This window comes from Streptomyces sp. NPDC006197 (genome assembly GCF_040613865.1).
GTDB lineage: Bacteria > Actinomycetota > Actinomycetes > Streptomycetales > Streptomycetaceae > Streptomyces.
The window spans coordinates 1-13,973 of record NZ_JBEXSZ010000191.1 but is presented as its reverse complement, the minus strand read 5'-3'; the positions used below and the strand labels follow the sequence as shown (position 1 = coordinate 13,973).

Here is a 13,973-nt window from a genome sequence, read left to right as displayed (position 1 = left end):
ATCAAGCTCACCCCCGGCCACCTCGACCTGCTCACGCATCAGCTCACGGCGGAGCAGGCCCGGGGCCTCGCGGGCGAGGCCCTCGCGCTCCCCGCCCAGGCCTCGGGCCCGGTGGCCGGGAGCCCTGCCACCGGATCGCCGAAGGCCACGGGGAACCCGCGGACCGCCGGCTCCCCGCAGACCGCCGGCTCCGCGTCGCCGTCGGCCGCCGGCTCGCTGTCCGTCGCGGCTCCCGGGGGGACGGCCCCCGGCGGTGGCACGGTCGCGGGTTCCGGTGCCGTCGTGGCCCCGGGCGGACTTCCGGCGGCGCACCCCGGTGCCGTCGTGGCCCCGGGCGGACTTCCCGCGGCGCACCCCGGTGCCGAGGCCCCCGGTGGGGGGCGGCGGCGGGCCCGGCGCGGTTCGACGGACGCCTTCCTGGAGAGCGCGGTCGCGCCCGAGGGCGGTGCGGAGCCGAGCGGGCGCCGCCGTGCCCGTACGGGAGAGGCCGCCGGTCCCGCCGAGCTGATCCCCGCCCACCAGAACGCCCCGGCGGAGTCCGCCCTCGCGGTGTCCCCCGGCGCGCCCGTCCCGCCCGGTGCCCCCGCCCTTCCCATGACCCCCGACGCCCCCGTCCCGCCGGGTGCCTCCGCCCCCGTGGAGCCCACCGGGCGCCGTCGGGGCCGGCCCGCCGAGGGCTCCGTGGTGACCGCGGCCGAGGGTGCGCAGAGTCGTGCGGCGCTCGGCGCGGCCGTGCCGCCGCAGGGCGTCGCCGTCGAGCCGACGGGCGCTCCCGCCCTGGCCCGTGCCCTGCCCGCCGTCGCCTCCGCCTCCGCTTCCGAGGAGGCCCCGGCGCAGCCGAGCGGCCGCCGCCGGCGCGCGCTGGCCGCCGCGCAGGAGCGGGCCGCCGCGGCCGAGGCCGGGCCCCGCACCCCGTTCGCGCTCGGGCCCGCCGAGGCCGACCGTGACGCCGAGTCGGCACTTCCGGCCGCCGCTCCCGCGGTCGGCCCGCTGCCGGTCTCCGACGAGGGGCGGCACGAGGCCGTACAGGGCGTCCCGGGCGCCGACCACACGCCGCCGCAGCCCCATCCGCACGTACAGCCGCAGACCGAGGCGATGACGGCGACGGCGGCCGAGCCGACCGGTCGGCGCCGGGCCGTGACGGCCCCGCTGCCGGAGCAGACGCCGCGGACCGTGCCTCCGCACGCGCCGGAGCCCGCGCCTCAGCAGGCCCCCGCGCCGCAGCCGCAGCCCGCGCCGGTGAACGGCACGGGCACCGGCTCCGTACCGCTGCCGCCCGAGCTGCCGATGCCGATGACCGTGTCGAAGGACTCGACCCAGGGCCGGGCATTCAGCGTCCGTACCCTCGGGCAGGGCGTCCCCTTCGTCCCGCCGTCCCCGACAGCCACTCCGGCCCCTCCGGCCGCCCCCGCCGCGCCCTCCAACGGCTCGGGGCGGCGGCGCAGGCTCGCCACCCCGCCCGAGATCGACCCGCCCGTCCCGGCCCCGCTTCCCGCACCGGCCGAGGCCAGGCCGCAGCCGACGGCACCGGCCCCTTCGCCGCACGACACCCCGCCCGAGGGCCGGGCGTACGCCATAGGGGCGCCCGCCGAGGGTTCCGCCGAGGGACCGGAGCCGCTCGACGGCCCGGGCGGCGCGGTCGAGGTCGCCAACCGGCCCGCCCCGCGCCCCGTCGACGACGAGCTGCCCCCGGAGCCGCTGGACAACCCGCGCCGGCTGCTCGTCTGGCCCGCGCCCGACGTCTCCACCCAGCAGGCGCTGAGCGACCGCGGCTACCGGCCGGTGATCGTGCACTCCCGCGAGGAGGTCGACGCCCAGATCGCCGCCTTCCCGGCCGCGCTCTTCGTCGACCCGCTGACCGGGCCCATCACCCGGACCGCGCTCCAGTCGCTGCGGCAGGCCGCCGTCGCCGCCGAGGTGCCGGTGCTGCTCGCGGCCGGGCTCGGACAGGCGACCCGGGAGGCGGCGTACGGCGCCGATCCGGCCGTACTGCTCAAGGCGCTCGCGCCCCGCGACAGCGAGCAGCACCCGTCCCGGGTCCTGCTGATCGAGGAGCACGAGTCCATCGCGGAGGCGCTCGCGGCCACCCTGGAGCGGCGCGGGATGCAGGTCGCGCGGGCGGCCACGGACACGGAGGCGGTCGCGCTGGCCACCGAGACCCGGCCGAACCTGGTGGTGATGGACCTGATGCAGGTGCGTCGCCGCCGGGCCGGGATCATCGACTGGCTGCGCGCGAACGGGCAGTTGAACCGCACCCCGCTCGTCGTCTACACCTCGGTCGACCTCGTCGAGGAGGAGCTGCCGAAGCTCGACTCCGGCGAGACGGTCCTGTTCCTCGCCGAGCGGTCGAACAGCGCCGAGGTCCAGGCGCGGATCGTCGACCTGCTCGCGAAGATCGGCACCAACTAGCTCTGTCGGGCCAGTTGGTGCCGGGGGCACTACAGCTGGGTCACGTCCAGCTCGCCCTCCGCGTACTGCCGGCGGATGACCTTCTTGTCGAACTTGCCGACGCTCGTCTTCGGCACCGCCGGCACGATCGCCCAGCGCTCCGGCAGCTGCCACTTGGCGATGCCGCCCTCGTCGGCGAGGAAGGCCCTCAGCGTCTCGTAGTCCGCCGTCGCGCCCTCCTTGAGGACGACGGTGGCGAGCGGGCGCTCGCCCCACCTCTCGTCCGGCACCGCGACGACGGCGGCCTCGGCGACCTCGGGGTGCGCCATGAGGGCGTTCTCGAGCTCGACGCTGGAGATCCACTCGCCGCCCGACTTGATGACGTCCTTGGCGCGGTCGGTGAGGGTGAGGTAGCCGTCCGGGCTGATCACGCCGACGTCGCCGGTCTTGAGCCAGCCGTCCTCGCTGAACTTGTCGGCGGGGCGGATCTCCTCGGCGTCGATGCCGCCGAAGTACGAGCCCGCGATCCAGGTGCCGCGCACCTCCAGCTCGCCCGCCGACTCGCCGTCCCAGGGGAGGTGTTCTCCGCCGGGACCGACGAGGCGCGCCTCGACACCGGCGGGGAAGCGTCCCTGCGTGACGCGGTACGGCCACTCCTCCTCGGCCGTGAGGCCGGCCGGCGGGTGGGCCATCGTGCCCAGCGGGGAGGTCTCGGTCATGCCCCAGGCGTGGCAGAGGCGGACGCCGAGCCGGTCGTACGCCTCCATCAGGGAGGGCGGACAGGCGGCGCCGCCGATGGTGACCTGCTTCATGGAGGAGAGGTCGCGGGGGTTCGCGGTGACCTCGGCGAGGAGGCCCTGCCAGATGGTGGGGACGGCGGCCGCGTGGGTCGGCTTCTCGCGCTCGATCATCTCGGCGAGCGGGGCCGGCTGGAGGAAACGGTCCGGCATGAGCATGTTGATGCCGGTCATGAAGGTGGCGTGCGGCAGTCCCCAGGCGTTGACGTGGAACTGCGGGACGACGACCAGGGTCGTGTCCTTGGCGGTGAGGCCCATCGACTCGGCCATGTTCACCTGCATGGAGTGCAGGTAGATGGAGCGGTGGGAGTAGACGACGCCCTTCGGGTCCCCGGTGGTGCCGGAGGTGTAGCACATGGCGGCGGCCGAACGCTCGTCGATCTCCGGCCAGTCGTACGCGGTCGGGCGGCCGGCGATCAGCTCCTCGTACTCGTGGACGCGCGGGGCGGCGCCGTCCAGGACGGAACGGTCGCCCGGGCCCGCGACGACGACGTGCTCGACCGTCGGCAGGTGCGGGAGCAGCGGGGCGAGCAGCGGGAGCAGGGAGCCGTTGACGATCACGACCCGGTCGGCGGCGTGGTTGACGATCCACACCAGCTGCTCGGGGGGCAGGCGGAGGTTGAGGGTGTGGAGCACCGCGCCCATGGAGGGGATCGCGAAGTACGCCTCGACGTGCTCCGAGTTGTTCCACATCAGGGTGGCGACACGCTGGTCGCCGGTGACGCCGAGCTCGTCGCGCAGGGCGTGGGCCAGCTGGTGCGCGCGTGTTCCGGCCTCCGCGAACGTGCGGCGCTGCGGCTCCGGCTCTCCCGTCCAGGTGGTGATGGTGGACTTCCCGTGGATCGTCATCCCGTGCTGGAGGATGCGGCTCACGGTCAGTTGTACGTCCTGCATGGTGCTGTACACGGGGCGTCCTCCCGGTGGGCGCTACGTGGCAGAAGGGGTGTGGAGATTCTGCGCACATACCGAGCGGTATGTCACTACCCGGGAGTACGGAAATTGCCAGTGACCACTGGCGGAAGCCTCCGGACGGAGCAGCCCGCTACCGTACGGGCGTCAGCTCCGGGTCCTCGCGGAGCTTCCCGAGCGCCCGGGACACCGCGCTCTTCACCGTCCCGACCGACACCCCGAGCACCTCGGCCGTCTGGGCCTCGCTGAGGTCCTCGTAGTACCGCAGGACCACCATCTGGCGCTGCCGCTCCGGCAGCTTCAGGACCGCGCGCCACATCGCGTCGTGCAGCACCTGCCGCTCGGCCGGGTCCGGCTCCGGGAGGCCGGCCGGCTCGGGCAGCTCCTCGCAGGCGAACTCGTCGACCTTGCGCTTGCGCCACTGCGACGTACGGGTGTTCAGCAGCGCGCGGCGGACGTAGCCGTCCAGGGCCCGGTGGTCCTCGATCCGCTCCCAGGCCATGAAGGTCTTGGCCAGCGCGGTCTGGAGGAGGTCCTCCGCGTCCGAGGGGTTCGCGGTGAGGGAGCGCGCGGTGCGCAGGAGCACGGGCCCACGCGCCCGTACGTACGAGGTGAAGGTCGGGAACGACGCGTACTGCGAGGCACCGGCGCAGACGGGGCCAGAGGGTGGCGGAGTCATGGCTCCACGCTAGGAGCGGACGGGTACCCGGCGGATCGGCCCCAGGTCCCGACCCGCCGTCCGCCTCAGGTTGTAGGGGTGGGGACGGCTCCACCTCCTCTGGGTGGAGACCCGGGTCGCCCGCGTCAGGGTCGGTGCCCGCGTCAGGGGCGCCGGAACGCCACGAACGACGGGGGCACCGGGACGCCCGCGGCGAACCGGGCCGGGGCGGGGACCCGGGCCACGGGTGCGTCCATCGCGTTGCGGTCGATCGCGAGCGTGCGCCCGCCGTACGTCTCGGTGACGTTCCCCGCGTACTGGTGGATCCGGGCGTGCGGCGTCCAGGCCTCCGGATGCAGCACCGACTCGGTGAGCAGCGCCGGCTGCCCCCGCCAGCGCGCGAACCACATCACGTCCGGCAGGTCCTTCGTCCCCGCCCTCCGCTGCGCCTCCAGGTCCCGCACCCCCGTGTCGGCGCTGCTGTAGAAGCCGGGGAGGTAGCCGAGGCGCCGCACCTCCCGGTTCCAGGCGCGGACGAAGGAGAGGGTGGTCGCGGCGCAGGCCGTGTCACCCCGCCGGTAGGCCTCGATGTCGAGGTAGAGCGGGCTGCTCGTGCCGATCCCGAGGGCGCTCGCCGCCCGGACGGCGTCGCCTCCTTCCTTGGTGCCCTGGCCCGTGGGGTTGCTGCCGATGGCGTACTTCCGCTTGGCGAGGGAGTCCACGCACGGCGCCTGGGAGCCGACGAAGAGCGGCAGCAGCCGCCAGCCCATGGCGTGGGCGGAGGCGACCCAGGCGGGGGTGAGCTCCTTCTGGACGGGGCAGCCCCGCCCCCGCCCCCCGAAGTAGATCCCGACGGCCCCGTACGGGGACCCCCGCCAGGCCCTCATCACCGTGAGGGACGGCGCCTCACAGGTGTCGAAGGCCTTCCCGGCGAAGTGCACGGGGGCGGCGAGGGCGGCGGGGGAGCCGGGCGTCGTGGCGGGGCCGGACGCGGCCGGGGCGGGCCCCTCGGCCGGGGCCGCGGCTGTCGCGGGCGGGCGTTCGGTCCTCGTGGTGGCCGGGGGCGGGGAGTCGAGGAGGACCGTCCCGGCCAGCGCCGCCATCACGACGGCGACCACGGCCCGCGCCCCGGGAGGCGGCGCGGAACGCGGACGGACCGGCACCGAGGGCGGGGCCGGGACGGGACCGTCCCCGGGTGCGGAGGCTGCTTCGGAGCCGGGCGCGGAGGCAGAAGCGGGCGTGGCTTCGGAGGCAGAGGCGGAGGCGGAGGTGAGTGCGACTTCGGGTGCTGAGCCGGGCGCGGAGGCGGAGGCAGAGCCGGGTACGGAGGCAGGTGCGGCTTCGGGCGCGGAGGCGGAGACAGGTGCGGCTTCGGAACCGGGTACGGCCCCGGGTGCTGAGGAGGCTTCCGGTGCTGGCGGCGTGCGAGTGCTCATGGCGCGAGTGAAGGACCGCCCGCCCCGCCCGGCCACCGCTCAGGCCGTCGCCTCAGCCGTCCGTGCCCAGGATCAACCCGGACGTGGGAACCCCCGTGCCCGCCGTGACCAAGGTCCGGGCCGCGCCGGGCACCTGGTTCACCGAGGTGCCGCGGATCTGCCGTACCGCCTCCGCTATGCCGTTCATGCCGTGGAGGTACGCCTCGCCGAGCTGCCCCCCGTGGGTGTTGAGCGGGAGCGCGTCCGCCGCGACGAAGCCGGCCGCCTCCCCCGGCCCGCAGAAGCCGAACTCCTCCAGCTGCATGAGCACGAACGGGGTGAAGTGGTCGTAGAGGATGCCCACGTCGATGTCGGAGGGCGCGAGCCCGGACGTCCGCCAGAGCTGCCGGGCCACCACGCCCATCTCCGGAAGCCCGGTCAGGTCGTCCCGGTAGAAGCTGGTCATGGCCTCCTGCTTCCGCCCGGCCCCCTGGGCCGCGGCCAGGACGACGGCGGGCGGGCGCGGCAGGTCGCGGGCGCGCTCGACGGAGGTGACGACGATCGCCTGGCCGCCGTCGGTCTCCTGGCAGCAGTCGAGGAGCCGGAGCGGCTCGACGATCCAGCGCGAGGCGGCGTGGTCGGCGAGGGTGATCGGCTTCCCGTGGAAGTACGCGGCGGGGTTGCGGGCCGCGTGGCGCCGGTCGGTGACGGCGACGTGGCCGAAGACGTCCGAGGTCAGCCCGTACGCGTGCAGGTAGCGCTGGGCGGCCATGGCGACCCAGGAGGCCGGGGTGAGCAGCCCGAAGGGCAGCTGCCAGCCGAGGGCGGCGCCCTCGGCCGAGGGTTCGCGCTCCTTGACGCCGGAACCGAAGCGGCGCCCCGAGCGCTCGTTGAACGCCCGGTAGCAGACGACGACCTCGGCGACCCCGGCGGCGACGGCGAGCGCGGCCTGCTGCACGGTGGCGCAGGCGGCGCCGCCCCCGTAGTGCACGCGGGAGAAGAACGACAGCTCTCCGATGCCGGACGCCTGGGCGACGGTGATCTCGGGGTTGGTGTCCATGGTGAAGGTGACGAGGCCGTCGACGTCGGCGGGGGTGAGCCCGGCGTCGTCGAGGGCCGCGCGCACGGCCTCGACGGCGAGGGAGAGTTCGCTGCGTCCGGAGCCCTTGGAGAACTCGGTCGCCCCGATGCCCACGACGGCCGCCCGTCCGCCGAGCGCGTCCCGGCTTCGGACGCTCATCGCGCCACCTCCACGGTGACCGTCCCGGTGACGTGGTGCCCGAGCCCGTTGGCGCCGACGACCCGGACGCCGGCCGTGTCCCCGTCGACGTCGGTGACCGTCCCGGTCAGGACCATGGTGTCGCCGGGGTGGTTGGGGGCGCCGAGCCGGATGGCGACCTTGCGGAGGACGGCCCGGGGGCCGAAGTGGTCGGTGACGTACCGGCCGACGAGCCCGTTGGTCGTGAGGATGTTCATGAAGATGTCCGGTGAGCCCTTCTCCCGGGCCAGCTCGGCGTCGTGGTGCACGTCCTGGTAGTCGCGGGAGGCGACGGCCCCGGCGACGATCAGGGTGCGGGTGATCGGGATGGCCAGAGGCGGCAGCTCGTCCCCGGGCTTCATCGGGATCATGACGGGTCCCCCTTCGCGAGCCGGTCGCCGAGTTCGGCGAGGAGTTCGGTGCCGGAGCCCAGGTGGGCGTCGAGCTGCCGGCCCCAGAGGAAGTGCCGGTGGACGGGGTGGTCGAGGTCCGCGCCCATGCCGCCGTGGAGGTGCTGTCCGGCGTGCACGACCCGTCTGCCCGCCTCGGAGGCCCACCAGGCGGCGGTCAGGGCCGCCCCGGCGGCTTCGAGGCCCTCGTCGAAGCGCCAGGCGGCCTCGTAGGCCGTGACCCGGATGGCCTCGGTGTCCATGTGGGCGTCGGCGGCCCGCAGTTGCACCGCCTGGTGGGTCGAGAGCGGACGGCCGAACTGCTCCCGTACGGACGTGTGCTCCACGGCCCTGGCGAGCGACCCGGCGCACACCCCCGCCTGGAGTCCGGCGAAGGCGATCCGCGCGGCGGCGAGCACGTCCTCGTAGGGCCCTGCGCCCTCCGTCCCCGTCCCCAGCCGCTCGGCCGGCGTCCCGTCGAGGACGAGCCGGGCCGCCGCCCAGGGTGCGGTGAGCTCGACGGCCTCGACGGCGGCCGCGTCCTCGGTGCGGACCAGCCAGAGGACGCGGTCCCCGTCCGGTACGAGCACATGGGTGGCGTCCCTGAGCCACGGCACCCAGCCCACGGCGCCGCCGAGTCCTTCCGGACCCGCGGTGACCGTGCCCGGCGCGGGGAACGCGCCCGTCACCACCGTCGTGCCGTCGCGCAGACCGGGCAGGAGCCGGGCGCACTGCTCCTCCGTACCGTGCCGGGCGACGGCGAGGATCCCGTACACACAGCTCGCGGCGAACGGCACCTGCGCCGTCCTGCGTCCCTGCTCCTCCAGGAGCAGGACCAGGCCGAGCAGACCGGTCTCCTCGACGGCGCCGGGCAGCCCGGCCGCACAGAGCGCCTTCCAGAGCTCGGCGTCCGTGCCGGTCCCGGCGGCCCGGAGCCGCTCGTGCGTGGCGAGGTCGGCGAAGATCCGCCCGGCCAGCTCCCGGGCGGCCTCCTGCTCCTCGGTGGGGGTGAAGTCCATGTCAGTCCTCCCCTCCCGCACGGAAGACGGGGAGCTCCAGGTCCTCGTCGACCCGCAGGAACTCAAGGCGTACGGGCATCCCGATCCGCACCTTGTCGTACGGCACCCCCACCACGTTGCTGATCATCCGCACGCCCTCGGCGAGTTCGATCAGCCCGACCGCGTACGGCGGGTCGAAAGCCAGGAAGGGCGGGTGGTGCATCACCACGTACGAGAAGACCGTCCCGGAGCCGCTCGCCTCGACCGTGTCCCACTCCCGGGAGCCGCAGTCGGCGCACCCCGGCAGCCAGGGGAAGCGCAGGGCCGCGCAGCCGCCGCAGCGCTGGATCAGCAGCCGGTGCTCGGCCACGCCCTCCCAGAAGCCGGCGTTGTCCCTGTTGATCACGGGCCGGGGCCGCCGGGCCGGGGGTTTCCGGGGCGGCCGGGCGGCGGGCGCGTACTTGAGGATGCGGAAGCGGTGCGTGCCCGCGAGTTCGCCGCCCGCCCGGACGTCCGTCCGTGTCGTCACGAAGTACCCGGTGCCGAGCTTGGTGGTCTTGCGCTCCGACACGGACTCGATGACGGTGTCGAAGCCGATCTCGTCGCCCGGGCGGAGCGGCCGCAGGTACTCCTGCTCGCAGTCGGTCGCGACGACCGAGGTGTATCCGGCGCCGTCGAGGAGGGCGAACAGCTCCTCGTACGCCGAGGACCGGTCCGTGTGCCCGGAGAGGCCGCCCATCGTCCACGCCTGGAGCATGGTCGGGGGCGCGACGGCGTCCGGCCCCCGGTAGGCGGGGTGGGCGTCCCCCATCGCCTCGCACCAGTGCCTGATCATGGGCAGGTTGACCGGGTCCTTGCCGATCCCGGCGGTGGCGGCGGCCAGCCCCTGGAAGGCCACGAGCCGCTCGTACAAGGCGTCCGGTGCGTCCGGTGCGTCCGGTGCGTCCGGTGCGTCTGGTGCGTCCGGTGCGTCTGACGCGTGCGGCGCATCCGGTACGCCCGCCGCGTCTGGCGCATCCGGCGCGTCCGGCGCGTCCGGCGCCTTCGTACGGCTCCTCGCCGGCCGTTCCGATGCGCTCATCGCCGCCCCCTCCCCTTCATCCCGAGCCGCATCCTCGCGACGATCTCGCGCTGCACCTCGCTCACCCCGCCCCCGAAGGTGTTGATCTGCGCGGCCCGGTTCATGCGCTCCAGCTCGCCGCCGTCGAGCTCCCCCGGCGATCCCGCCCGCACCGTCCCCGGCGGCCCCGCGATCTCCTGGCAGATGCGGTACACCTCCACCGCCGACTCGGTGCCCGCGAACTTCACTCCGCTCGCGTCCCCCGGGGCCAGCCGACCGGCCCCCACGTCGCCCACCAAGCGCCAGTTCAGCAGGCGTGTCGCGGCCAGCCGGGCATGCGCTTCGGCGGCCCGGATCCGGACCCACGGCTCGTCGATGCGACGCCGGCCCGTCACCGGATCGGGGGTGCGGGCCCGGTCGAGGACGGCCGCGAAGAAGTCCTCCGCCTGCATGCCGATCGCCGCCAGCGCGACCCGCTCGTGGTTGAGCTGGCTGGTGATGAGGCCCCAGCCGCCGTGCTCGGGCCCGACGAGGTTGCCCTCGGGGACCCGTATCCCGTCGTAGTACGTGGCGGTCGTCGTCAGACCGCCCACCGTCTCGATCGGGGTCCAGGAGAAACCGGGGGAGTCGGTGGGGACGAGGACGATGGAGATCCCGCGGTGCGGCGGCGCGTCGGGATCGGTGCGGCAGGCGAGCCAGATCCAGTCGGCGTTCTGGGCGTTGGAAGTGAAGATCTTCTGGCCGTCGACGCGCCAGGAGTCCCCGTCCCGTACGGCCCGGGTGCGCAGGGAGGCGAGGTCCGTGCCGGCCTCGGGCTCGCTGTAGCCGATGGCGAAGACGGTCTCGCCGCGCAGGATCCGGGGCAGGAAGAAGGCCTTCTGCTCCTCCGTCCCGTACGCCATGAGTGTGGGGCCGACGGTGTTGAGGGTGACCATCGAGACGGGGGCGCCCGCGCGGTACGCCTCGTCGAAGAAGACGAACTGCTCGTCGGGCCCGCGGCCCCGCCCCCCGTACTCCTCGGGCCAGCCGAGGCCGAGCAGTCCGTCGGCGCCGATCCGGCGGAGCAGTCGGCGCTGGGCGTCGGAGTCGCCGGCGGGCGGCGGCCCGTCGGGCATCACGTCCCGGAAGTACGCGCGGAGTTCGGCGCGCAGCCGCAGCTGCCGCTCGGTCGGGGCGAGGTGCACGGCGACGGCCTCCCGTGGGACGACTGAGATTTCTGACTGTCCGTCAGATTCCGTGCGCCTGTCAAGGTCGGCGACGCCCGCACCGCCCCGGAAACCGCGCGCGAAAGCGGGACGGCCCGCACACCCGTACCGAAGTACCGATGTGCGGGCCGTCGTTCACACCACGGTCACGCCCCCCGTCGGGCCGGCTCAGGCGATGCCGGTCACCACCACGGGTGGAAGTTGACCACGTTGTTGGTCTGGTCGATGTGGGTGAAGGCGGAGCCGTTCACGCTCGCGGTGTTGTTCTGGTTGGAGGCACCGGAACCGGTCGCCACCTGCTGCGTCGTGGTCGAGTTGCCGAGGTTGTGCCCGCCGACTCCGCTGCCGATGATCGTGGCGACGCTCGTGTTTGATCCGTCGTCCGCGAAACCGCCGTTGTCGGCCTGGGCCACCCCGGCGAAGAGCGCGGCGGCGAGGGGGAGGGCGGCGGCAGCGGCGAGGATGCGGGCGGTACGGATGCTTGCCATGTCTGTTCCTCCGGGAACTGAAAGCTGATGCTGTTGCACGGAACTGCTCTGCGGAACTTCTCTGCGGAACTGCTCTGAAGTACGGCCATGTCCAAGGCAGTTGGCCGACCGCCCCGGTCTTCGTGCTCGACGTCGCGAATCCAGAGTTGCCCACCGAATCCCCGGCGAACCACCCCGGAGCGGCCGATTCCCCCGCAAGCGTGAGGACAAGCCGATAAACCCGCCCACAGCGAGAAAGGCGCAGCTCAGCGGGGGACGGGAGCTCCATGCACGGCGTGTCGGCCGACACGGCCGTTGTGTCCCAAGGGGCGAAGCGTTCCGGCAGCTTTTCAGTCAATCCGTCGTACGGAACGCCGGTGCCGGGGAATTCCACGAAGGGCCGTGAAGAGAAAAGCCGAACACATTCGCTGGACAAGTGAATGTGTTCGGCTCTGGTTCCAGGATTCCGGGAGGGGTGGCCGGCGTCGGCCTCCCGTGAGTCCGCTAGCGCGCGAGGGCGGCCTCGAAGGCGGCGTACGCGGTCGCGTCGAAGAGCACGAAGCGGACCTCCTCCACCTCGGTCGCGGCGGCCCGGACGGTCTCCACGGCGATCCGGGCGCCGTCGTCCATCGGCCAGCCGTAGACGCCGGTGGAGATGGCCGGGAACGCGACCGTGCGGTCACCCAACTCGTCGGCCACCCGCAGCGCTTCGCGGTAGCAGGAGGCGAGCAGCTCCGAGCGGTCCTCGTCGCGCGACCACACCGGCCCCACCGTGTGGATCACGTGCCGGGCCGGCAGTCGCCCGGCCGTGGTCGCGACGGCCCGCCCGGTCGGCAGCCCCTTGCCGTAGTGCGAGCTCCGCAGGTCCCGGCAGGCGGCGAGGATCTCCGGGCCGCCCTTCCGGTGGATGGCTCCGTCGACCCCGCCCCCGCCGAGCAGCGAGGAGTTCGCGGCGTTGACCACCGCGTCGACCGCCTCGGCGGTGATGTCTCCCTGGACGAGCACGATCCGCATCCCTACCCCTGTCTCCGTGGATCTCCGGACCCTATGTCCCTCTCCGCCGGGCGGCACCGCTTTTACCACCTCGCCGGACCGGGAACCCCCGTCCGGAGCCACGGGCGGCCGGGGCGCGGAGCGATGCATACGTACGGGAAGGCCCTGTGGAAGCGACGTCACACGTACGGGTGGGCGTGAGGGCCGGGCAGCCGGGTACGGGACCGCCGCCCCGGAGGAGCGGGCGCCTGCGGACGTCCGTCGGACGGGGGAAGCGAAATACCCGGCACAGAAGGCGTTTCCGGCCTTCAATCGCTCAGGGCTGTGCGCGTGTCTAACCCCAACCCGACGCCTAAATTGTTCAGAATGTCACCTACTGCCCCACTTGAAACTACGAAGTTTCGTTGCCGAGGAGCGTGTCATGCAGATTCGCAGGTGGCTCCCAGACCAGCCCACCCGCATCGGCCGCCATGACTGGCCGGACGAGGGCGTCAAGGGAACACATCTGCGGCTGCAGGCCGGATCGATCGTCGTGCTCGACCGGCAGGCGTGGCGCGTCCTGGACATCACCGGCTATCCGGGCAACCACTGGCCGGAATCCTACGAGAAGGCATGGCGCGACCACGTCGAACTGTGGTGGCACGCCAACGAACTGCGGCGGGCCGAGAACCAGGCGGTCAAACCGGCCCCGGAGCGCGCCGAGTTCTACAGGCGTCCGGTGGTCCTCGTACTGCGCGACGAGAACCTGCCCCGGTCCGCGGCGAAGCACTGGTGCGCCCCCGCCAGCCAGGACTGGCAGGTCCTTCCCGAGCACTACGCCGTCTGCCGGGCCTGCGGCGAACTGCCGCCCTGCCACCACGGGGAGTACCGCCCGGAAGGCGGCCCCCGCCGCCCCGAGCAGAGCGGCGGCATCCCGCTCCTCGTGCCGGAGGGCTGCTGCATGGGGTGCGCCGAGGAGATCAAGCCGCGGATGCGGACCGTGCGCTTCCCCGGCCCCAACCTCTGGTACCCGGACCTGGGCGACAACACCGCGATCTTCCACGCCCGTTCCTCCTGCGAGGACCAGGTGGAGTACTACCGCGCGCAGTGGCAGAGCGAGTACGCCCAGCCCGCCGCCCACCCGGCTCCCCCGGCGTTCCCCGGCTTCGACCACTTCGTCCTGCCCCGGGCCCGCCGGTCCCGGCCCCCGGTGCTGGGACCGGTCCCGCAGCACGGTCAGGACCCCGCGGCCGCTCCGCACCCCCAGGAGGAGCCGCACAGCTCCCTGACCGTCGGCTCCGGCACCTTCTCGCCGTCCTTCGAGGGCTACCGGGCGGAGCCCGAGCCGTACCCCTCGGCTCCTCCGCCGCCGCCGTCGCCCGCGCCCCAGCCCGCCCCCGCTCCCGCACCCGCACCCGCACCCGTCCGCGTCGAGGAACTCGGCCAGCGAGGGACGG

Annotated in this window: 11 protein-coding genes and 1 pseudogene; 2 read left to right on the top strand and 10 right to left on the bottom strand. The window is 74.0% G+C overall.

Going from position 1 to position 13,973, the window contains the following annotated elements; genetic code table 11:
- Positions 1 to 2,409: pseudogene (locus ABZ318_RS35960) on the top strand (PAS domain S-box protein); the annotation flags it as partial.
- A gap of 29 nt (positions 2,410 to 2,438) precedes the next feature.
- On the opposite strand, the gene ABZ318_RS35955 reads toward ABZ318_RS35960, so the two are convergent.
- The 10 genes from ABZ318_RS35955 to ABZ318_RS35910 all read right to left on the bottom strand — a co-directional run bounded on the left by ABZ318_RS35955 (position 2,439) and on the right by ABZ318_RS35910 (position 12,558).
- The gene (locus tag ABZ318_RS35955) at positions 2,439 to 4,091 is read right to left on the bottom strand and encodes a long-chain fatty acid--CoA ligase (protein ID WP_356906632.1); all 1,653 of its coding nucleotides are present in this window, start codon (positions 4,089 to 4,091) and stop codon (positions 2,439 to 2,441) included.
- Positions 4,092 to 4,227: 136 nt separating this feature from the next.
- Positions 4,228 to 4,773 carry a SigE family RNA polymerase sigma factor gene (locus tag ABZ318_RS35950; RefSeq protein WP_356906631.1) on the bottom strand — a complete coding sequence of 182 codons (546 nt, stop codon included), beginning with the start codon at positions 4,771 to 4,773 and terminating at the stop codon, positions 4,228 to 4,230.
- Positions 4,774 to 4,916: 143 nt separating this feature from the next.
- Positions 4,917 to 5,870, bottom strand: a complete 954-nt coding sequence (locus tag ABZ318_RS35945) for a DUF1906 domain-containing protein (protein WP_356906630.1) — start codon at positions 5,868 to 5,870, stop codon at positions 4,917 to 4,919.
- 370 nt (positions 5,871 to 6,240) lie between these two features.
- Positions 6,241 to 7,407, bottom strand: a complete 1,167-nt coding sequence (locus ABZ318_RS35940) for a lipid-transfer protein (RefSeq protein WP_356906629.1) — start codon at positions 7,405 to 7,407, stop codon at positions 6,241 to 6,243.
- Positions 7,404 to 7,787 (bottom strand): MaoC family dehydratase, encoded by a 384-nt coding sequence (locus ABZ318_RS35935; RefSeq protein ID WP_356906633.1) that lies wholly within the window; start codon positions 7,785 to 7,787, stop codon positions 7,404 to 7,406. The genes ABZ318_RS35940 and ABZ318_RS35935 overlap by 4 nt, the downstream gene beginning before the upstream one ends.
- A gap of 5 nt (positions 7,788 to 7,792) precedes the next feature.
- Positions 7,793 to 8,833 carry an acyl-CoA dehydrogenase family protein gene (locus ABZ318_RS35930; RefSeq protein ID WP_356906628.1) on the bottom strand — a complete coding sequence of 347 codons (1,041 nt, stop codon included), beginning with the start codon at positions 8,831 to 8,833 and terminating at the stop codon, positions 7,793 to 7,795.
- A gap of 1 nt (position 8,834) precedes the next feature.
- Positions 8,835 to 9,725 carry a bifunctional MaoC family dehydratase N-terminal/OB-fold nucleic acid binding domain-containing protein gene (locus tag ABZ318_RS35925; RefSeq protein ID WP_356906627.1) on the bottom strand — a complete coding sequence of 297 codons (891 nt, stop codon included), beginning with the start codon at positions 9,723 to 9,725 and terminating at the stop codon, positions 8,835 to 8,837.
- 164 nt (positions 9,726 to 9,889) lie between these two features.
- Positions 9,890 to 11,056 carry an acyl-CoA dehydrogenase family protein gene (locus ABZ318_RS35920; RefSeq protein ID WP_356906626.1) on the bottom strand — a complete coding sequence of 389 codons (1,167 nt, stop codon included), beginning with the start codon at positions 11,054 to 11,056 and terminating at the stop codon, positions 9,890 to 9,892.
- A 203-nt stretch (positions 11,057 to 11,259) separates the two neighbouring features.
- Entirely contained in the window at positions 11,260 to 11,565 is a 306-nt protein-coding gene (locus ABZ318_RS35915) for a hypothetical protein (protein WP_356906625.1), read from the bottom strand.
- A gap of 483 nt (positions 11,566 to 12,048) precedes the next feature.
- Entirely contained in the window at positions 12,049 to 12,558 is a 510-nt protein-coding gene (locus ABZ318_RS35910; protein WP_356906624.1) for an O-acetyl-ADP-ribose deacetylase, read from the bottom strand.
- A gap of 400 nt (positions 12,559 to 12,958) precedes the next feature.
- On the opposite strand from ABZ318_RS35910, the gene ABZ318_RS35905 reads away from it, so the two are divergent.
- Positions 12,959 to 13,973 (top strand): hypothetical protein (locus ABZ318_RS35905; protein WP_356906623.1); only part of this gene is annotated, 1,015 nt, incomplete at its 3' end.